This window comes from Cupriavidus sp. FW216-B1 (genome assembly GCF_058789195.1).
This window is the reverse complement of sequence record NZ_JBYTEL010000001.1, coordinates 1422757-1441724: the sequence shown is the minus strand read 5'-3', so window position 1 is coordinate 1441724 and position 18968 is coordinate 1422757. Positions and strand designations below refer to the sequence as shown.

The 18968-nt window shown below is 66.4% G+C and carries 17 protein-coding genes; 6 read left to right on the top strand and 11 right to left on the bottom strand.

The annotated features are described in order from the left end of the window. Nucleotides 1–133 precede the first annotated feature (133 nt). The 5 genes from AC3WXD_RS06285 to AC3WXD_RS06265 all read right to left on the bottom strand — a co-directional run bounded on the left by AC3WXD_RS06285 (nucleotide 134) and on the right by AC3WXD_RS06265 (nucleotide 6680). Entirely contained in the window at nucleotides 134–1615 is a 1482-nt protein-coding gene (locus AC3WXD_RS06285) for an NAD-dependent succinate-semialdehyde dehydrogenase (RefSeq protein ID WP_492323282.1), read from the bottom strand. 24 nt (nucleotides 1616–1639) lie between these two features. Beyond that, entirely contained in the window at nucleotides 1640–3304 is a 1665-nt protein-coding gene (locus AC3WXD_RS06280) for an ABC transporter ATP-binding protein (RefSeq protein ID WP_492323281.1), read from the bottom strand. Continuing rightward, nucleotides 3304–4179: an ABC transporter permease gene (locus AC3WXD_RS06275; protein WP_020203717.1), complete on the bottom strand. Its 876-nt coding sequence runs from the start codon at nucleotides 4177–4179 to the stop codon at nucleotides 3304–3306. Before AC3WXD_RS06275 ends, AC3WXD_RS06280 begins: the two co-directional genes overlap by 1 nt. A gap of 21 nt (nucleotides 4180–4200) precedes the next feature. Next, nucleotides 4201–5157 (bottom strand): ABC transporter permease, encoded by a 957-nt coding sequence (locus AC3WXD_RS06270; RefSeq protein WP_020203718.1) that lies wholly within the window; start codon nucleotides 5155–5157, stop codon nucleotides 4201–4203. Nucleotides 5158–5387: 230 nt separating this feature from the next. Beyond that, nucleotides 5388–6680, bottom strand: coding sequence for an NAD(P)/FAD-dependent oxidoreductase (locus tag AC3WXD_RS06265; protein ID WP_020203719.1), 1293 nt, complete (start codon nucleotides 6678–6680; stop codon nucleotides 5388–5390). Nucleotides 6681–7127: 447 nt separating this feature from the next. Between AC3WXD_RS06265 and AC3WXD_RS06260 the strand changes: the two genes are divergently transcribed. From AC3WXD_RS06260 to AC3WXD_RS06250, 3 genes are all read left to right on the top strand, one after another. Continuing rightward, entirely contained in the window at nucleotides 7128–8006 is an 879-nt protein-coding gene (locus tag AC3WXD_RS06260) for a GNAT family N-acetyltransferase (RefSeq protein ID WP_231586502.1), read from the top strand. Between the two features lie 46 nt (nucleotides 8007–8052). Further along, nucleotides 8053–8991, top strand: coding sequence for a 2-hydroxyacid dehydrogenase (locus tag AC3WXD_RS06255; protein ID WP_492323280.1), 939 nt, complete (start codon nucleotides 8053–8055; stop codon nucleotides 8989–8991). A 167-nt stretch (nucleotides 8992–9158) separates the two neighbouring features. After that, on the top strand, nucleotides 9159–9653 hold the full coding sequence (locus AC3WXD_RS06250; RefSeq protein WP_020203722.1) for an Lrp/AsnC family transcriptional regulator: 495 nt from the start codon (nucleotides 9159–9161) through the stop codon (nucleotides 9651–9653). 117 nt (nucleotides 9654–9770) lie between these two features. On the opposite strand, the gene AC3WXD_RS06245 is transcribed toward AC3WXD_RS06250, so the two are convergent. The 4 genes from AC3WXD_RS06245 to AC3WXD_RS06230 all read right to left on the bottom strand — a co-directional run bounded on the left by AC3WXD_RS06245 (nucleotide 9771) and on the right by AC3WXD_RS06230 (nucleotide 13324). Next, a complete protein-coding gene (locus AC3WXD_RS06245; protein WP_492323279.1) occupies nucleotides 9771–10274 on the bottom strand; it encodes an AraC family transcriptional regulator in 504 nt (167 codons plus the stop codon). An 81-nt stretch (nucleotides 10275–10355) separates the two neighbouring features. Then, the gene (locus tag AC3WXD_RS06240; protein WP_020203723.1) at nucleotides 10356–10706 is read right to left on the bottom strand and encodes a cupin domain-containing protein; all 351 of its coding nucleotides are present in this window, start codon (nucleotides 10704–10706) and stop codon (nucleotides 10356–10358) included. Between the two features lie 174 nt (nucleotides 10707–10880). Next, nucleotides 10881–11582 carry an HAD-IA family hydrolase gene (locus AC3WXD_RS06235; RefSeq protein ID WP_020203724.1) on the bottom strand — a complete coding sequence of 234 codons (702 nt, stop codon included), beginning with the start codon at nucleotides 11580–11582 and terminating at the stop codon, nucleotides 10881–10883. A 122-nt stretch (nucleotides 11583–11704) separates the two neighbouring features. Continuing rightward, a complete protein-coding gene (locus AC3WXD_RS06230; RefSeq protein ID WP_059412575.1) occupies nucleotides 11705–13324 on the bottom strand; it encodes an ABC transporter substrate-binding protein in 1620 nt (539 codons plus the stop codon). Nucleotides 13325–13531: 207 nt separating this feature from the next. On the opposite strand from AC3WXD_RS06230, the gene AC3WXD_RS06225 reads away from it, so the two are divergent. Then, complete coding sequence (locus AC3WXD_RS06225) at nucleotides 13532–14536, top strand: LysR family transcriptional regulator (RefSeq protein ID WP_492323278.1); 1005 nt, start codon at nucleotides 13532–13534, stop codon at nucleotides 14534–14536. 450 nt (nucleotides 14537–14986) lie between these two features. Here the strand turns inward: AC3WXD_RS06225 and AC3WXD_RS06220 are convergent, their stop codons facing one another. Continuing rightward, nucleotides 14987–15898, bottom strand: coding sequence for a LysR substrate-binding domain-containing protein (locus AC3WXD_RS06220; RefSeq protein ID WP_492323277.1), 912 nt, complete (start codon nucleotides 15896–15898; stop codon nucleotides 14987–14989). 107 nt (nucleotides 15899–16005) lie between these two features. On the opposite strand from AC3WXD_RS06220, the gene AC3WXD_RS06215 reads away from it, so the two are divergent. Next, nucleotides 16006–16878, top strand: a complete 873-nt coding sequence (locus AC3WXD_RS06215; RefSeq protein WP_020203728.1) for a pirin family protein — start codon at nucleotides 16006–16008, stop codon at nucleotides 16876–16878. Nucleotides 16879–17018: 140 nt separating this feature from the next. After that, nucleotides 17019–17660 carry a hydrolase gene (locus AC3WXD_RS06210; protein ID WP_020203729.1) on the top strand — a complete coding sequence of 214 codons (642 nt, stop codon included), beginning with the start codon at nucleotides 17019–17021 and terminating at the stop codon, nucleotides 17658–17660. 204 nt (nucleotides 17661–17864) lie between these two features. On the opposite strand, the gene AC3WXD_RS06205 is transcribed toward AC3WXD_RS06210, so the two are convergent. Beyond that, a complete protein-coding gene (locus AC3WXD_RS06205; RefSeq protein WP_492323276.1) occupies nucleotides 17865–18947 on the bottom strand; it encodes an alkene reductase in 1083 nt (360 codons plus the stop codon). Nucleotides 18948–18968: the final 21 nt, after the last annotated feature.

Sequence of the window (18968 nt, the reverse complement as noted above, 5' to 3'; positions counted from 1 at the left end):
GGGCCGCGCAGCAGCGAATACCGTTATCGCCGCGCCAACGGCAGTTCCTTCGCTGGCGCGCGAGTCCGCGCTGGCGGCAAGGCAAGGCGGCCGGCATCTGTCGGCCGCCTTGCGTGGCGGTGCCTGTCGGCGGTCAGTCCAGCAGCCCCTGGCACACGTACTTGATGTGCATGTACTCTTCCAGGCCGTGGCGGGAGCCCTCGCGCCCGTAGCCGGAATCCTTGATGCCGCCGAACGGCGCGGCCTCCGCCGCGACGGCGCCTTCATTGACGCCGACGATGCCGGATTCCAGCGCGTCGGCCAGGCGCCAGATGCGGCGCACGTCATTGGAGTAGAAGTACGCCGCGAGGCCGAACGGCGTCGCGTTGGCCGCGGCGATCACGTCCGCCTCGGTATGGAAGCGCGTCACCGGCGCGACCGGGCCGAAGGTTTCCTCGCACGAGCATGCCATCGTGTCGTCGACATCGACCAGCACCGTCGGCGCGTAGTAGTTCGGACCCGCGCAGCGCTCTGAGCGCACACGTTCGCCGCCCACGACCACGCGCGCGCCGCGGCTGACCGCGTCCTTGACATGCCGTTCGATCTTGTCCACCGCGCGCGCATTGATCATCGGGCCGATCTGCGAAGCGGGATCGCTTGCCGGGCCCACCACGAGGGCGCCCACGCGCGACGCCAGCTTGTCGACGAACGCGTCGTGCACCTTGTCCTGCACGTAGATGCGGTTGGGGCACACGCAGGTCTGGCCGCCATTGCGGAACTTGGCCGCCATCAGGCCGTCGACGGCGGCGTCGATATCCGCATCGTCGAAGACGATGAACGGCGCGTTGCCACCGAGCTCGAGCGACAGCTTCTTCAGCGTATCCGCGGAGCGCCGCGCCAGGTGCTTGCCAACCGGCGTCGAGCCGGTAAAGGTAATCTTGCGCACGCGCGGGTCGTCGAGCCAGACGTCGACCACCGCCGGCGCGCGCTCGCGCGAGGTGGTGACGATGTTCAGCACGCCCGGCGGCACCCCGGCGATCTCGGCCAGCTTGACCAGCGCCAGCGAGGTCAGCGGCGTGTCCTCGGCGGGCTTGCAGACCACCGTGCAGCCGGCGGCCAGCGCCGGCGCTATCTTGCGCGCGATCATCGCGGCGGGGAAGTTCCACGGCGTCACCGCCGCGATGACGCCGACCGGCTCGCGCAGCGCAAACATGCGGCGGCCCGCCACCGGGGCGGCGATCACGTCGCCGTCGGCCCGCGTCGCTTCCTCGGCGAACCACTCCACATAGCTGGCGGCATACAGCACCTCGCCCTTGCCCTCGGCCAGCGGCTTGCCCTGTTCCCGCGAGATCAGGCGCCCCAGGTCCTCGACGTGGCTGACGATCAGGTCGTTCCAGCGCTTGATGATCTGCGCGCGCTGCTTGGCCGGGACCTTGCGCCAGGTAGAGAACGCCCGATGCGCGACGTCGACGGCGCGGCGCGCATCGGCCGCGCCGCTGTCCGGCACCTGGGCAAACACTTCATCGGTCGCCGGATCGGTCACGGCCAGGGTAAGGCCGTCGGCCGCACTGCTCCATTCGGCGCCGATCAGGTTGCGCCCGGGCAGCAGGGTTGTGTTCTGGAGAGACAACGACATCGGAATGGCTCCTTTCATGCGAATTCAGAGGGATGGGTGCGGTGCATGCGGTTGCGCGGCAGGCACCGCGCCGGGAATGTTCAGGTCGACCTCGTCGATCCATCCGCGGCGCAGCTCCGGCACCGAGCGCGCGAGCAGCGTGTAGTAGGGGTGGTTGCCGCTGCTGTCATAGTCGGCATGGGGTACCTGCGCCAGCTTGCGGCCGTGCTGCATGACGACGATCTCGTCGCAGATCGCGCGCACGGTGTGCAGGTCATGGCTGATGAAGAGGCAGGAGACGCCCAGCTCGCGGCGCAACTCCGCCATCAGGTCGAGGATGGCGGCGCCCACCACCGTATCCAGCGCGGAAGTGATTTCGTCGCAGAGGATCAGCTCCGGTTCGGCCGCCAGCGCGCGCGCCAGGTTGACGCGCTGCTTCTGGCCGCCCGACAGCCCCGCCGGGGTACGCTGCGCGACGCCGGCGGGCAGCCGCACAAGGTCGAGCAGCCGGCGGATGCGGGCGCGCAACGCCTCGCCGCGCAGGCCGTGAAAGAACTGCAGCGGCCTGGCCAGGATGTCCTCGATGGTTCGCACCGGATTGAGCGCGGTGTCGGCCATCTGGAACACGATCTGGATGCGCCGCAGTTCCTCTCGGCTGCGCCCCGCCAGCGTCGGCTTCAACGCCGCGCCGTCGAACACGATGCTGCCCCCGCACAGCGGCACCAGGCCCGCGATGGCGCGCGCGAGCGTGGTCTTGCCGGAACCGGACTCGCCGATCACGCCGATCGCCTGGCCCCGGTACAGCGTCAGGTCAACCCCTTCCAGGATCCGCACAGCAGGCTGTCCGGCCGAATCGACGGGGCCGTAGCCGGCCGACAGATTGCGCACTTCGAGCAGCGGCGGCTGCGCCTGCGCCGCGGCCGCCGTTCCCTGGCGCCGCGCCGGGCGCGCCGCGGCAAGCAGGCTGCGCGTGTATTCGTCGGCCGGCCGGAACAGGATCTGGTCGGTCTCGCCCGCCTCGCGCATCTTGCCGTCGCGCAGCACCACGATCTGGTCGGCCACCTGCGCCACCACCGCAAGGTCGTGGCTGACATACACCGCGGTTGTCTTGCGATCGCGCACCGCGCGCCGGAAGGCGCGCAGCACCTCGACCTGCGTCGTCACGTCAAGCGCCGTGGTCGGCTCGTCGAGGATGACCAGGTCGGGATCGGTGATCAGCGCCATCGCCGCCATCAGCCGCTGCAACTGGCCGCCGGATACCTGGTGCGGATAGCGCTCGCCGATCGAATCCGGATTCGGCAGCGCCAGCTCGCGGAACAGTGCCACCGCTTTCTGCTCGGCCGCGCGCCGGTCCAGCAAACCGTGAATCAGCGCGGGCTCCACCACCTGGTCCATGATGGTGCGCGACGGATTGAACGACGCCGCCGCGCTCTGCGCGATATAGGTGATGGAGCGGCCGCGCAGGCGTCGCCGCTCGTTGGGCGAAAGCCCCAGCACGTCGTGCTGGCCTACCTGGATGCTGCCCGCGGAAATCTCGCAGCCATGCCGCGCGTAGCCCATCAGCGCGAGCGCCGTGGTGGTCTTGCCCGAGCCGGATTCGCCGATCAGCGCCAGCACCTTGCCCGCCTCGATCTCGAAGCTGACGCCGTCGACCAGCGTGGCCTGGCCCGCGGTGATGCGCAGGTCGGTAACCTTGACGGAAGTCCCCATTATTTCGCTCCGTTGCGTGCCGAGCGGCCCGGCAGGTTGTCGATGACGAGGTTGACGGCAAGCGTCAGGCTGGCGATCGCCAGCGCGGGCGCGACCACGGCCATGCTGCCGTCGGACAGCGCGCCGATGTTTTCGCGCACGAGCGAGCCCCAGTCGGCATCGGGGGGCTGGATGCCGAGCCCGAGAAAGCTCAGGCTGGCCAGCAGCAGCACGACGTAGACAAAGCGCAGCCCCAGGTCGGCCAGCATCGGGCCGGCGATATTGGGCAGGATCTCCTGGCGCATGATGTAGCCGATGCCTTCCCCGCGCGTGCGGGCGACCGTCACGTAGTCCATCGCATTGATGTTGACCGCGAGCGAACGCGCGATGCGGAAGGCCCCGGGGACATAGATGACCGCGGCGGTGATGGCCAGCATCCAGACCGTGGAGCCGAACGCCGCGACCATGATCAGCGCGAACATCTTGCTTGGTATCGCGGTCAGCGTGTCCAGGCCCCGGCTCAGGCAGGCGTCGACCCAGTGTCCGCTGACCGAGGCCAGGAGCGCGAGCGTGATGCCGATGCCGCTGGCGAACAGTGTCGACACCAGTGCCACCAGCACGGTGTAGCGCGCGCCGAGAATGACACGGGCCAGCATGTCGCGGCCAAGGTAGTCGGTGCCGAGCCAGTGGGCGGCGCTGACCCGGCCGAAGATCTGGACCTCGCCCACGGGGGTGCCGTCCTGCGGGATCACGATCGGCCCGACGATGGCGGCAATCAGCCACGCGGCAAGAATCAGCAGGCCGATCCATCCGGCCGGGCCGAGGGCAGGCAGGCCCGGGCGGCGGCGCGCCCCGGGCGGCGTGACTGCCGCATGCGTGTTGGAAGTAGTAGACATGACAACGGCTCCGGCAGGGTGTCAGCGGTGACGCAGACGCGGGTTGGCGACGATGCCGCAGACATCGGCCAGCGTGACGAGGACCAGGTAGGCCGCGCAGAAGATCATGGCGCAGACCTGCACGACGGGCATGTCGCGTTGCGCGACGCTGTCGACCATCAGCTTGGCGATGCCCGGATAGTTGAAGATCGTCTCGACGATGATCACGCCGCCAAGCAGGTATGACAGGCTGAGCGCCACGGCGTTGGCAATCGGGCCGACCGCATTGGGCAAGGCGTGGAACAGCACCATCCTCGTGGCGGAGGCGCCCTTGAGCTGGACCATCTCGACGTACGGGGCCTTGAGCTGGTCAATGACCGCCGCGCGCGTCATGCGCAGCATCTGGGCAACGATCACGCAGCACAGGCTCAGCACCGGCATCGCCAGCGAGCGCAGCACCTTTTCCCAGGAATCGTCGCTGCCGATATAGGCAAGCGCGGGCAGCCAGCGCAACTGCACCGCGAACAGCAGCACGGCCAGGGTGGCCACCAGGAACTCGGGAATCGAGACCACCGCGACCGAACCCAGGCTCACGGCGCGATCGAACCAGGTGCCGCGATAGACGGCGGCGAGAATGCCGAGGGTCAGCGCGACCGGCACCGAGATCAGCGCGGTCAGGCCGGCAAGCAGCAGCGAAAGCGGCAGGCGGCTGCCGATCGTCTCGCTGACCGGCATGTGCGTGACCAGCGATTCGCCGGCGTCGCCCTTGACGAGATTGCCGAGCCAGTGCGCGTAGCGCTGCGGTGCCGGCACGTCGAGTCCCATCTGGGCGCGCAGGGCAGCCAGGGCTTCCGGTGTGGCGTCCTGTCCGAGTTGTTCCTGCGCGGCGTCGCCGGGCAGCACGGCGGTGATCGCGAAGACGATCGCCGAAACCGCCAGCAGGGAGACCAGGGCGAGCCCGATCCGGCGCGCCAGCAGGCGCAAGATGAAGAGGTTCACGATATTTCCTCCTTCGATGGCTCAGGCTGCGCGCCAGGCGTGCCCGGCGCGCGAATGACCCATCGGGCCGCCCAGCGGAACCGGCGCAAGGCCCATGAGACGCTTGTTGTGGCCGGCTGGGCCGATCAGGGCATCCGGCGGTTTCGGGGCTGGCATGGCAAAGGGCTCCTGAATGACGAAGAAAGTGGGACTGGCAAAGCTGTCATGCGGCGCGCGGCAGCGGCGTGCGTTCAGGACACCTTGTCTTTCAGCCTGAAATAGAGACCGACGGCGGGCAGGAACCAGGGCGGCCCCACGTGCCCCGGAATGGCCGGCCACTGCCGCGCGCGCCACGGGTTGGCGGTGGTCTCGCCCGCCATCACGCGCGCCATGCATTGCCCCATGTGCACGGACATCTGCGTGCCGTGCCCGCTGAAACCCATCGCGTAGTACAGCCCGTCGCGTTCCCCCGCATGCGGCAGGCGATCTTGCGTCATGTCGACCAGACCGCCCCAGCAGTAATCGATGCCGACGTCGGCGAGTTGCGGAAACGCTTCCAGCATCGACGCGCGCAGAAGCCGCCCGCTCTTGGCGTCGGACTGCGGGTTCGAGCCGGCAAAGCGCGCGCGCCCGCCGAAAATCAGACGGTCGTCCGTCGACAGGCGGAAATAGTGATGGACATTGGCGGTCGTCACGTAGGTGCGGCGCCCCGCGAGCAAGGCCTGTGCGCGTTCGCGCCCGAGCGGCTCGGTGGCCAGGATGAAGCTGCCGACCGGCACGATGCGGCGGCGGATCCAGCCGAACGTGCCATAGCCGCCATGACGCGTCGCGCCGGTGGCCAGCAGCACCTGGTCCGCTTCGAATACGCCGTGCGGCGTGTGCAGGCGATGCCGGTGGCCGGACCCGACGCGCTGCAGGCGCTGGACGGGGGTGTCGAGATAGATGCGCGCGCCATGCCGCGCCGCGGCCTGCGCCAGGCCCAGCGCGAAGCGGCCCATGTGCATCTGGCCGCTTTTCTTGTACAGCAGCGCGCCGTGATAGCGCTCGCTGGCGACTTCCGCACGCGTCTGCGCCGCGTCGAGCAGTTCCACATCGAGGTCGACACCGTCGCGGCGCAACAGATCGCAGCTGCGCGCGAGCGCGTCCAGGTGGCCAGGACGGGAAGCCAGCTTGAGTTTGCCATGACGCAGGAAGTCGCAGTCGATCTGCTCGGCGTCGATCACGTGCTTGACGGTATCGACCGCGGCGTCATAGGCGTGATACCAGTCGCGCGCCTGCTGCGCGCCCACGCGCGCCGCCAGCGTGGCGTAGTCGACCGCAAGCCCGTTGTTGACATGTCCGCCATTGCGGCCGGAAGCCTCTCCGGCCGGACGGCTGCCCGCTTCCAGCAGCACCACGCTCGCGCCGCGCCGCGCCAGCGCCAGCGCGGCGGACAGGCCGCAGAAGCCGCCGCCGACAATCGCGACGTCCACGTTCGACGTCAATGGTTCGGTGGCGCCGGCGAAGCGGGCAACGCCGTCATTCCAGTAGCTTTCGAGTTTCATATCGATTGTGAGAACAGGGGGTGCAATACGGCAATACGGCAATGCGGCAGTACGGCAATACGGGTTCGCTGTCCCGCCACCGCCCGCGCAGTCCTGCGCGATGCCGGCCCGGCTTGCGTCGGCGGCGACGCGGCACTGTTGCCGCTCGCTTGTCTGGCGGCGACATGGCGAAGCGCGTCAACACGGTGTCATTGAAGCATGGGCCAACGAGGACTTTGTAGGATATTGGCCTTCGCGACAGTGGATGCTGTGGTTTCGCGGGGTCTGTTTGGCATGGTGTGCCAGGTGCCCGGCGCAAGTGCATCTGCACCAAAAAAATCGAGGGATTACCCTAGGCCGTGGCACCGGTTCAGTGCGCTCGGGAAACAGCAAGTTTTTCCTATCCCGGGTCCCGCCGTTCATCGCATCATTGGCGCTCATTCATCTTTCGGCGAGGCCGGCGCACTCATGGATCCCGCACCGCTCACACTCATGTCGGACGACAAGCCCGTGCATCTGCGCAACATGGTCGCGGCTGACCTGGCCGCTGCCCTGTCGCTGTCGGAACACTTGCGCTGGCCTTACCGCGCGAGCGACTGGGAAACGCTGTTCGCCCTTGGCGAAGGCCGTATCGCGCAGCTTGGCGACACCATCGCCGGCATTGGCCTGCGCTGGCTGTGGGAGCCGCGCGGCGCGTCGGTCGGGCTGGTCAGCGTGGCGCCCGCATCGCGGGGCCGGGGCATCGGGCGGCGGCTGATGGAGACGCTGACCGCGGGAGCCGGCAATGGCCCCATGCTGCTGCACGCGCCCACGGACAGCGAAGCGTTCTGCCGGCGGCTCGGCTTCACGCTGGGCGGCTACGTGCACCCTTACGAAGGCAAGGCCATCCAGGCGCCGCTGATGGCGCTGCCGCGGGGCTGCCGGCTCCGCCCGGCCGGACACAAGGATCTTCCACGCATTGCCGCCATGGACCACGCGGCCAGCGGCGCCGGGCGCCGTCGCCTGATCGAGGCGTGGCTGGCCCACGCCGTGGGCGCGGTGGTGCTGGATCATGCCGACGGCCCGCTCGGCTTCGCCATACTGCGGCGCTTCGGCAGGGGCGCGATGATCGGCCCGGTGGTCGCGCCCGGCGCCGGTCCGGCCAAGGCGATGATCGCGCATCTGGCCGGCCTGGCCGGCGGGCGCTTCCTGCGCATCGACGCCGTGGCGGACCCGGAGATCGAAGCATGGCTGCGCGACCTCGGGCTGGTGCATGCGGGCGGCATGCGCGCGATGAAGAAAGGCGCGTTCGCGCCGGCTTCGCCGGATTTCACCACCTTTGCCCTGGCCGACCTGGCCACCGGTTGAGCAGGGCATCGGATCAGACACACAAACACACGACCCGGACCGACAGATGGATCAGAAGGCAACGTTTCTCTACAAGGCCGACCCCGAGCGCGGCAGGATCTGGGCGCAAGTGTTCGCGCAGGCAGCACCCGGGATCGACTTTCGCCTGTGGCCCGACATCGGCGATCCCGCGCAGGTGGCCTATCTGGCGGCCTGGGAGCCGCCGGACGGCATCGCGCAGCGCTTCCCCAACCTGCGCGTGCTGTTCTCCACCGGCGCAGGCATCGATCAGTTCGACCTGGACGCCTTGCCTGCCGAGGTGCCGCTGGTACGCATGGTCGAACCCGGCATCATCGACGGCATGATCGAATATGTCGTGTTCTCGGTGCTCGCGCTGCACCGCGACATGCCCGCCTATCGCCGCCAGCAGGTGTGCGAGCAATGGCGGCCGATCCAGGTACGCACTGCCGCCTCCCGGCGCGTGGGCGTGCTCGGGCTGGGATCGCTGGGGCAAGCGGCGCTGGCGCGCCTGAAACTGTTCGGCTTCGACTGCGCGGGCTGGGCCCGGTCGCCGCGCGCCGTCGACGGCGCGCGCACGTTCAGCGGCGCGGATGGCCTGGCTGCCTTTCTTGGCCGCACCGACATCCTGGTCTGCCTGCTGCCGCTGACCGACGAAACACGCGGCATGCTGTGCGCGCGCCTGTTCGATGCGCTGCCGCGCGGCGCCAGCCTCGTGCATGTCGGCCGCGGCCAGCACCTGCGCGACGCCGACCTGCTGGCCGCACTGGATGCGGGGCAGATCGGCGAGGCCATTCTCGACGTCACCGACCCAGAGCCGCTGGCGGCCGGCCATGCGCTGTGGCGTCATCCGCGGGTATGGCTGACGCCCCACATTGCCAGCATGACCCAGCCCGAGACCGCGGCGCGGGTCGTGCTGGACAATCTGCGCCGCCACCGGGACGGCGAAGCGCTGGTCGGGCTGGTGGACCGCGGCAAGGGATACTGAGCCGCGCCAGATCAGCGCCAAATCAGCGCCAAGTCAGCGCCAAGTCAGCGCCAAGTCAGCGCCAAATGCCAGACTGCCGCGCGGGTTGCCGGAGGCGGGTCCGCACCAATTGCACAGGTGCCCGGCAGCGTGGAAAATACCGCGTGACTCACAAGCGACAAAGGACCATGTCCGTGGCCGTCAAACTCGACCGATTGGATCTTCGCATCCTGGCGCACCTGCAGAAGAACGGGCGCATGACCAACGTGGACCTTGCCGACGCCGTCGGGCTGTCGGCCAGCCCTTGCCTGCTGCGCGTCAAGCGGCTCGAGCAGGCGGGCTACATCACCGGATACGGCGCGCGGATCTGCATGGACAAGCTCGGCGACGTCCTGACGGTGTTCACCGAGATTACGCTGGAAGACCATCACCGCGAAGACTTCGTGCGCTTCGAGAAGGCCGTGGCGGACGTGGACGAGATCGTCGAATGCCATCTGGTCAGCGGTGGCTACGACTACCTGCTCAAGTTCATCACGCGTGGCGTCAACCACTACCAGGAACTGATGGAGAGCCTGCTCGACCGCAAGATCGGCATCGAGAAGTACTTCAGCTTCATCGTCATCAAGTCGCCGTTCATCAAGACGCACTATCCGATCGAGCGGCTGTTTACATCGGAGGGCTAGCGTCGGCCGACGACGCCAGACATGCGCCCGGGCCCGCGGACGGCTGCGCGCCCCGGGGGCCGGAGGCACCGTTCGGCAATCAGGACGTTGAAGTCTTTCAGACGCATCGCCCGGCTCTCACGGGACGCTGGGGAAGGCTTCGGCACCGAGGGACGACGGCTTGCGCCGGTCGGTGTCCTGGCCGGTGAGCTGGAATTCGCTGGGCGTCATGCCACACGCGCTTTTCATGCAGCGGCAGAGATGGCTTTGGTCATAGAACCCGCACTCGTGCGCGGCCAACGACGGGGAGAGCCCCTGCCGGAGCAGGGCCTGCGCATGGCGGATCCGCTTCAGGCTGATATACCGGTGCGGCGTCATGCCGACCGTCTGCCTGAAGACCGTCACGAAGCGGCCCACGCTCAGCCCCACGACCGCGGCCAGCTTGCGCAACGGCAGCGGCTCGCCCAGATGCTGGTGGATATAGGCCAGCACCATGCCCAGGCGCGGATGCTGCGTGCTGGCCGCAACGGCGCTTGCCGGCCGGGCTCGCGAAGAGTGGGTGGATGCGGCGATCGGGCTCATGCTGGCTAGCATAGTGGCGATGCCGACGCGCATGCCGCTGTTTTGACCGAGCTGCGCCATAGCGAATTGCAAACTGGCGGGGCTGGAACGCAGATTCTGCGGGACCGGGCCTGGCCGCGGTCCGCATCCTTGGCTGGCGCCTTACTTCAGGATCACAAACACCTTGCGCAGCGGCTCATGGATTTCCCACTTGCCGGTCGTGTTGGCGGGAAAGAACAGCGTGTCGCCCGCCTTGATGCGCAACGGCTCGCCGCCGCTTGGCGTGAACACGCAGGAGCCGGCCAGGATATGCATGACCTCGGCCTCCGGCACCTGCCGTTCATAGGAGCCGGGCGTGCATTCCCACAGGCCGGTCCGGTTGTCGCCCGCGCCTTCCAGGGCGACCCGCAGGCTGCTGGTGCGGCACGGAGGCTGGCTCAGCGGTCGTCCGACCGGGCCGTCGTCGACCAGGTCGTTGCAGTGCACGGAGTTCGGGATGATGGTGATGGGCATGATGAGGCAAGCGCTGAGGCCGCCCGTCTTGACGGCGCGGCCGGGGAGTTGAGAGGACCAGGAAGCTGTTTCGACATGAAGCGAAGCGGTCCTGGCCAGCCGCGCGGCCGCGGACAGCGCAAGGGGTACTTGCCGTGCCGCGCCACGGCGCCAGGATCTTCCTGAAGCGATTTCCTAGGCGTTGGCCTCGACGGCATCGGCCAGTTGCGACAGCGAATGGAAGTGGTAGTCGGGCGTGGTGATCTGCGGCACTTCCATGGTGCCGCCGAATCCCGGCTGCGCATGGCGCCGTTCGATCCAGCAGGTCTTCAGGCCGAGTTGCCGCGCCACGCCGATGTCGTGGTACTGGCTCTGCGCGACATGCAGATTGTCGGCTTGCTTGAGGCCCCAGATCGCGTCATAGCGGCCGCGTGCATAGGCGAAGTACTGAGGGTCGGGCTTCTCGGACAGGGCGTCATCGCAGGTGTTGCTGTCGTCGAACGGGAAGTCGAGCGCCTTCTCGAAGTGCGTCAGCGCCCAGCGCTGCGCATTGGTCATGGCCACCAGCTTGAAATGCTTGCGCAGCCGCTTCAGGGCCTGCACCGAGTCGGGGAACGGCTTCCAGTTCACGACCGAGTCGCGCAGCCCGCGCGCCAGCTCGTCGGAGTCGGGAAAGCCGAGGTCGGCCGCCATCAGGTGCCAGCAGCGCTCCAGGTCGTCCGGATACCACATCGTCTTGTCGCCGGCGCGCGCGCGCCGGTAAGCCGCGAGGAATGCTTCGTCGGTGATCGGGCTGCCGGGCACGGCGCTATGGAAATAGTCGAGCATGCCGCCTTCGAAATCGATCAGCGTGCCAACCACGTCGAACGTCAGTACCTTGAAATCACGTAGTGCCATGAGGTGCCTCTCTATGGAAAAAGGAGCTTAAAAAGAAAAAGCGGATACAGGGGGTCCCTGGCCGCACTTGCATGCGGCCGCGGTATGGAAAAACAGGGGGCAGGCGGGCTGCGGGCGCTAGCTCACCCTTCGAGCCAGACGTTCTCGGCGAAGGCGTAGCCCATCATGCCGCCCAGCGGGATCGGCGACAGGCCGTTGAGCTTCTTGCTGTGGCCATCGATCGTGGCAAGGAACAGCGGAATGCCGATGCCCGAATCCTTGTGGATCATCGTCTGCATGTCGGCGTACATCTGCTTGCGCCTGGCGAGGTCCGTCTCGGCGCGCGCGGCGGTCAGCAGCGAGTCGAACTTCGGGTCCTTCCAGCGCGACTCGTTCCAGGTCGCGTCCGACTTGAAGAACTGCGTGAGGAGAGTGTCGGCGTTCGGGCGCGGCACGATGGAGCCGAAGCCCACCGGGCTGCTGAGCCAGTGATTGGACCAGTAGCCGTCCGCCGGCATGCGCTTGACGTCGAGATTGACCCCCGCCTGGCGCGCGGACTGCTGCAGCACCTGCGCGATATCGACGGAGTACATGGCCGCCGGCGATGCCACTACCGGAATGCTCGCACTGCCAAGGTTCGCCTTCTTCAGGTAGAACTTCGCCTTTTCGGGATCGAACTGCCGTTGCGGCAGGCCGTCGAAATAGAAGCGGTTGGTCGGGTCGATCGGCTGGTCATTGCCGGTCAGCGCATAACCGAGCGCGATCGACTTCTTCATCAGCTCGCGGTCTTGCAGCAGCTTCATGCCCATCACGAAGTCCGGGTTGGTGCCCGGACCGACGTCGCGGCGCACGATCAGGTCGGTGTACTGGCCCGACTGCGTGACGAACACGGTATGTGCCGGCGACCCCTTGACGCGCGCGACCGAGCGCGGGTTGATCGTCGTGACCAGGTCCAGGTCGCCCGACAGCAGCGCGTTGACGCGCGCGCCCTCGTCGCCGATGCCGACGAACTCGATCTCGTCCAGGTACGGTTTGCCGGACTTCCAGTAGCTTTCGTTGCGCACCACCACCGAGCGGATGCCGGGCCTGAACTCCTTGAGCTTGAACGGGCCCGTGCCGATCCCGGTATTGAAGTCGGTGGTGCCGCTCTTCACGATATGGAAATGGAACGTGCCGAGGATCACCGGCAGGTCGGCGTTCGGGGCGGACAATACCACCGTCACCTCGCTCGGGCCGGTGGCGGTCACGGTCTCGATCTGGTCGGCCAGCGCCTTGGCCTTGGACGCCGTGGCGGGGTCCTTGTGGCGCATCAGCGAGAACACCACGTCGGCGGGCGCGAGCGGCTTGCCGTCATGGAAGGTGACGCCCTTGCGCAAGGCAAACACCCAGGTCTTCGCATCCTTCGTCGAGAACGACTCCGCCAGCGCCGGCTGCGGCGTCAGCGTCGCATCCAGCCAGGTCAGGCCGTTGTAGAGCATATTGCAGCGGCAATAGTCGACCTTGTTCGACTGGCGCGCGGGATCGAGCGTATCGGAGGCGCCGGCATTGTCCCCGGCCACGCGAATCCGCCCGCCGCGGCGCGGCGTCTGCGCATGCGCCGAAACCGCCGCACCCGCCAGGCTGCCAGCCAGTGCCGCCTGCATGCCGCCGGCCGCGAACATGGCGAGGACGTCGCGGCGCGTGAAACCCCGGCGCATCGCATCCATGATGCGCGTGCTTTCCGCGGGTCCGATCAGGTCTTCAAGCGTTTTTCGGTCATTCATGGCAGGTGGGCTCCTGGGGGGTCGAAGGGCGAGTCGCGTTATGACAAGACGGTGTCAATGTAATAGGATCCGTGGCAGGGCAGATTCTGTCATGTCGTGTGCAGGGAGTCCGCTTGCTGCATAATTCCTTGTTCGATGGGAGAGTTTAGGGACAGCCGCTGGCTCCGGGCAACTTCCCAATTGTTGGGTCAAATATAATCTGAAGTTATGGCAAATTTCCGCCGCAAACTGCCGAGCGCCAATGCGCTGTTCGTTTTCGAGGCGGCTGGCCGCTGCGGCAGCCTGACCAAGGCGGCGGCCGAGCTTTACGTCAGCCAGCCCGCGGTCAGCCGCATGATGGCGCGCATGGAAGAGCGCATGGGCGTGCCCTTGTACAAGCGGGTCCGGGGCGGCATCGAACTGACCGACGATGGCCGCCTGCTGCACAGAGCCATTACCGAGGGCTTCAATGGCATCGAAGCCTCGATCAGCGAAATCGAGGCGCGGGCCACGGGCATGGAGACCATCACGCTGTCGGTGTCGACCGCCTTCACGACGCACTGGATGATGCCGCGCATGGAAAAGCTGCGGCGGGACTTTCCCGGCGTCGACCTGCGCTTTCAGCTGATTTCAGGCAAGGTGGGAGGGCCGATGCATGACGTGGATCTGGGCGTGCGCTTCTTTACCGCTGGCGAGACCCCGCAGAACGGCGCGTTGCTGATGCCGGAAATCATTCTTCCGATCAGCACCCCGGCCTACCGCGACGATTCCACGCACGGCAGCGACATCATCATCAACCTGACCGACAGCTTTCGCGACTGGCCGAACCTGTTCCCCGGCCTGCGGAAACGCGATCTCGACCTGTACAGCCTGAACTTCTCCGACTATTCGATCGTGATCCAGACCGCAATGCTGGGCCAGGGCATCGCGCCAGGATGGCTCAACGTGGTCTCGCACTGGATGCGGCTGGGAACCCTGGTACCGGCCATCCGCCAGGCCCATGTCACGGAGCGGCACTGCTACCTGGTGCAGCAGGCCACGGCCACGCCGCGTCCGACCGTAGCCAGGCTGCGGGACTGGATCGTCGAGGAGACCTTTCAGGACATCGCGGAGATCGATCGGATGTATCCGGAGATGGAATTGCTGACGTTGGCCAGGGGAGGGCACAGACGCGGCCGCGGCGTGGCGAGCGAATTGCCAGTGGATCAGGGGAAATCGGCGGGGGGCGTCTGAAAGGGTCATGTTCCCCTTCACAACTCGCCCGGCTGATCCGGTTGCCGAACCAACATTGTCGCCATTGCGAGGGCCATTGCGTCGACTCGCGTGTACGCGGCATTCCAGGATCCCCGCAATCCTCGCCGGGTAAGGCTTTGGGCAACGCGGAATGAAAGTGTCACCGGAGAGAGCCGGTTCGAGCGGCCTTCAATACCTTTCCGCTGGCACGCCCGATCGGGCGGCCGCCTGTGTCCTGTCACTGCTGCGCGCCGCGCAGTGGCAACGTCTCCGTGCGGCCAGTTGCAGCCGTTGCTCACGATGGCTCGGAGGGATGAATTCGCCCCAATAACTGGCGCTTGCGAAGTGTTCGATAAATGCCGTTTGCAGGGACCCAATACTTGTTGCTACCGTCAAGCCTGCTTTCGTCGCAAGCAAGACAGGCTCGCTCCTTGCGCTGCATCACGCACCTTACACAACGGCCCGGCGGCGCGCTTCGTCGCATTCGGCCGCCACGAATTCGAGCAGCGTCCGGATGGAGGGCAGCAGCCCTCGCCGGGAAGGAAACACGGCATGAACGATGCCGGCCGGCGGCCGCCAGTCGGGCAGAATGTGGACGAGCTGTCCCGCTTCGACCTGTCGCCACACCATCATCGTCGGCAGCGCAACAACCCCTACGCCGGCGATGGCCGCATCGCGCAGGGCCGCCATGTCATCGCTGACCAGACGTGGCACATGAGTGACGTTTGCCGTCTGACCGTCGGCGTGTTCGAGTTGCCATTGATAGTCCCGCCGCGGCGGCCCGAGGGTCATGCTGGGCGAATGGTGCAAGTCGGCGGGCGAGGTGATGGCGCGTACCGCCTGCAGCGCGGGACTGGCTACCAGACATTGCGTACTGGTGTCGAGCCTGCGCATGACCAGCTCGGACGGCTCGAGCGGCGGGAAGCGCACGCGGATGGCGATGTCGAACCCTTCGGCGATCACATCGACGCGCCGGTTCGTGCTTTCAAGATAGATTTGCACGGCCGGGTAAGCGGTAAGGAAGCGCGCGAATAACTCGCCGAACTGGAAGTTGATCAGCGCCACAGGACAACTTACGCGGATGATGCCGCGCGGGTCGGCCTTTACCTGCGCGATTACCTGATCGGCCGCTTCGGCCTCCACCAGCATGGCGACACAACGATCGTAGTATTCGCGGCCAATCTCCGTCACCGAAAACCGGCGCGAGGAGCGGTTGAGCAGGCGCACGCCCAGCCTTTCTTCCAACTGCAGAATGCGCCGACTAAGCTTGGATTTCTGCATGCCCGTGGCGCGAGCCGCAGCGGCAAAGCCGCCGTGGTCGACCACCTGCACGAAGTGATAGAGGTCGTTGAGGTCTTGCATCGTCCCATTATTAGGACGGAGCGTAGGAAATTGCAATCTTCCTGATCGATCGTTGCGCTGCTATTTTCAATGGCAGGAAGCGGTAATTACTACTGCTGTCACGGGAAATGATCATGAGCAAGGCAATTCTTGGCCGTTACGGCAACAATCGCGGCCACTGGGTGGGCGACGGTTTTCCGGTCCGCTCAGTGTTTTCGTACAACGATCTCGGCCAGCACATCAGCCCGTTCCTGCTCCTGGACTACGCGGGGCCGCACTACTTCGAGCCGACGACGAAGCGTCGTGGTGTGGGTCAGCATCCGCATCGCGGGTTCGAGACGGTAACCATCGTCTATGACGGGCAGGTAGAACACAAGGATTCCGCCGGCAATGGCGGGGTCATCGGCCCCGGCGACGTTCAGTGGATGACTGCCGGCGCCGGCATCTTGCATGAAGAGTATCACTCACCGGCGTTCGCCAAGACTGGCGGCCCGTTCCGCATGATCCAGCTCTGGGTGAACCTGCCGGCCAAGGACAAGACGACGCCTGGCGGCTATCAGGGCATCGTCTCGGCCGACATTCCCGTCGTCGATCTGCCCAACGGTAGCGGCAAGGGGCGAGTGATCGCCGGCGAACTGCTCGGCGCGAAGGGACCAGCCAAGACGTTTACGCCCATCAACATGTGGGATCTGCGCCTGTCCGGCAATAACGATCTGACGATCGCACTGCCCGAGCGCCACACGGCCATGCTGGTGGTGCTGGCCGGACACGTCACCCTCAACGGCAGTCAGGAGGCTCGTGAGGCGGAAATGGTGTTGCTGAGCCGCGAGGGTAGCAACGTGGCCATTCATGCCGATGGCGACGCGATGGTGCTGGTACTGACTGGCGAGCCGATCGACGAGCCGATAGCAGGTCATGGGCCGTTCGTGATGAACACCAGCGCGGAACTCATCCAGGCGTTCGACGACTTCAAAAGCGGCCGCTTCGTTCAGGCCACTTGACGTTCATCCCGGTCTTGCAGGGCAAGACCGGCTTTTTTCCAGAATGGGGACGGCCATCCTGCCCGCACCGCCCCTGCCTGCTCGGAGTTGCCTCCCGCGCCGGAACAATGGCGGGCACCTGTCAAAGAAAGGATGTAATCATGGCCAGCGAATCTATTCGTGACCCGAAGGCGGATCAACTGCTGACACCGCAAAACTCGACCTTCATCATCATCGACTATCAACCGGTGCAGGTGAACTCGATTGCCTCGATGGATCGGCAACTGATGCTGAACAATATCGTTGGCTGCGCTAAGGCAGCCATCGCTTACGGCCTGCCGATCGTGCATTCCACGGTCAACGTGCAAACCGGTCTCAACAAGCCGCCGGTATCCCATATCCGCAAGGTGTTGGGCGACTATCCGACCTACGATCGCACCAGCATCAACAGCTGGGAGGACGTGGAATTCCGGAAAGCGGTTCAGGAAACCGGCCGCAAGAAGCTCATCATGACTGCGCTCTGGACCGAGGCATGCCTGACGTTCCCGGCGCTGGACGCGCTGGCCGAGGGCTACGAGGTCTATGTGCCGGTGGATGCCGTGGGTGGCACATCCGTGGCCGCGCATGAAGCCGCACTGCGACGCATCGAGCAGGCCGGCGGCAAGCTTATTTCTACCGTGCAGCTGTTCTGCGAGCTGCAACGGGACTGGAAGCGCAGCGAGACCGTCCCCGCGTTCATGAACCTGTTCATCGAAACGGGCGGCACGCCGGGCATCCAGTTCTCGTACGACCGTAGCGAGTAAGTCGACGAAACAGGCGGCAACCGGCGGTCAGCGGCTTGCCGCCTTGAGCAACCATTTTCAGGAACGGGTAGTCATGCGCGAAATTCGTGGCGTGGCGATTCTCCATGCTAAGGAAGGACGGCAGGATGCATTGCGCGCCGATCTTGTGACTTTTCCACTGGCCGGCCGAGGCATCGACCCCCACCGGCCAGTCTCGTGCCAGCCCTAGGCTCGGACCAGTTCGGTATACCCCTCGGCGCCGCCGCCAAAGAAGGTAGCCGCCGGTGCCTCATGCAGCGGCACGTCCGATCGCAGCCGCTCAACGAGGTCGGGATTTCCGATGAAGGGCTTGCCGAAGGCGATCATGTCCGCGTGACCGGAAGCGGTGGCGTTCAGGGCGCGGTGCCGGTCGTATCCATTGTTGGCAATGTAGGCGCCGCCGAAGGCTGCGCGCAGGGCTTGCACGTCGAACGTTGCGGCGCCGTTGCCGCCGTGCAACTGCCCCTCGACGGCATGGAGGTATGCCAGTCCCATCTCGCCGAGCCGGCGAGCCAGGTAGCCGTGCGTTTCCATCGGCGTGCTGTCCAGCGGCGTGTCCCCTACCGCGGTCGAGAAGGGTGAGAGGCGAAGCCCGACGCGATCGGCGCCCCAGACCCCGGCGACAGCTTCCACCACTTCCAGCGACAGGCGTGCGCGGTTTTCAATGGAGCCGCCGTAGCGGTCTTCGCGGTGGTTTGTGCTGTCGCGCAGGAATTGCTCCAGCAGGTAGCCGTTGGCTGCGTGTACTTCCACGCCATCGAACCCGGCGGCCTTCGCGCGGCGCGCGGCGCTTCGGTAGTCTTCCACGATGCCGGCGATCTCCTCGGTGGCAAGTGCCCGCGGCATCGACGGCGGCAGGTGTCCGGTTTCGGTAAAGACGTTGCCGCCAGCCTGGATGGCGGACGGCGCTACCGGCGCGGCGCCGTCTTCCTGCAGGCTGACATGCGACATGCGGCCCACATGCCACAACTGCATCACGATGCGGCCGCCCGCCGCATGGACCGCGTCGGTCACGGGTGCCCAGGCATCCACATGCGCATCGGTGTAGATGCCGGGCGTGTAAGCGTAGCCACGACCCTGGCGCGAGATGTTGGTTGCCTCGGTGATGATCAGGCCCGCCGACGCTCGCTGTCCGTAGTAGTCGACGGCCAGCGGCGTCTGGACACCGTCCATGCCTGCGCGCGACCGGGTCAGCGGCGCCATGGCGATGCGGTTGCGGACGTCGATGGCGCCCAGGCGGAAGGGGGTAAAAAGCGATTCGGAAGACATGGCGACTCCAGTGGCTGTGTG

Excerpts from the sequence above, each read along its gene's own strand:
- AC3WXD_RS06285 (WP_492323282.1), bottom strand. The coding sequence starts at position 1,615 with ATGTCGTTGTCTCTCCAGAACACAACCCTGCTGCCCGGGCGCAACCTG.
- AC3WXD_RS06280 (WP_492323281.1), bottom strand. The coding sequence starts at position 3,304 with ATGGGGACTTCCGTCAAGGTTACCGACCTGCGCATCACCGCGGGCCAG.
- AC3WXD_RS06275 (WP_020203717.1), bottom strand. The coding sequence starts at position 4,179 with ATGTCTACTACTTCCAACACGCATGCGGCAGTCACGCCGCCCGGGGCG.
- AC3WXD_RS06265 (WP_020203719.1), bottom strand. The coding sequence starts at position 6,680 with ATGAAACTCGAAAGCTACTGGAATGACGGCGTTGCCCGCTTCGCCGGC.
- AC3WXD_RS06260 (WP_231586502.1), top strand. The coding sequence starts at position 7,128 with ATGGATCCCGCACCGCTCACACTCATGTCGGACGACAAGCCCGTGCAT.
- AC3WXD_RS06255 (WP_492323280.1), top strand. The coding sequence starts at position 8,053 with ATGGATCAGAAGGCAACGTTTCTCTACAAGGCCGACCCCGAGCGCGGC.
- AC3WXD_RS06250 (WP_020203722.1), top strand. The coding sequence starts at position 9,159 with ATGTCCGTGGCCGTCAAACTCGACCGATTGGATCTTCGCATCCTGGCG.
- AC3WXD_RS06245 (WP_492323279.1), bottom strand. The coding sequence starts at position 10,274 with ATGGCGCAGCTCGGTCAAAACAGCGGCATGCGCGTCGGCATCGCCACT.
- AC3WXD_RS06240 (WP_020203723.1), bottom strand. The coding sequence starts at position 10,706 with ATGCCCATCACCATCATCCCGAACTCCGTGCACTGCAACGACCTGGTC.
- AC3WXD_RS06235 (WP_020203724.1), bottom strand. The coding sequence starts at position 11,582 with ATGGCACTACGTGATTTCAAGGTACTGACGTTCGACGTGGTTGGCACG.
- AC3WXD_RS06230 (WP_059412575.1), bottom strand. The coding sequence starts at position 13,324 with ATGAATGACCGAAAAACGCTTGAAGACCTGATCGGACCCGCGGAAAGC.
- AC3WXD_RS06225 (WP_492323278.1), top strand. The coding sequence starts at position 13,532 with ATGGCAAATTTCCGCCGCAAACTGCCGAGCGCCAATGCGCTGTTCGTT.
- AC3WXD_RS06220 (WP_492323277.1), bottom strand. The coding sequence starts at position 15,898 with ATGCAAGACCTCAACGACCTCTATCACTTCGTGCAGGTGGTCGACCAC.
- AC3WXD_RS06215 (WP_020203728.1), top strand. The coding sequence starts at position 16,006 with ATGATCATGAGCAAGGCAATTCTTGGCCGTTACGGCAACAATCGCGGC.
- AC3WXD_RS06210 (WP_020203729.1), top strand. The coding sequence starts at position 17,019 with ATGGCCAGCGAATCTATTCGTGACCCGAAGGCGGATCAACTGCTGACA.
- AC3WXD_RS06205 (WP_492323276.1), bottom strand. The coding sequence starts at position 18,947 with ATGTCTTCCGAATCGCTTTTTACCCCCTTCCGCCTGGGCGCCATCGAC.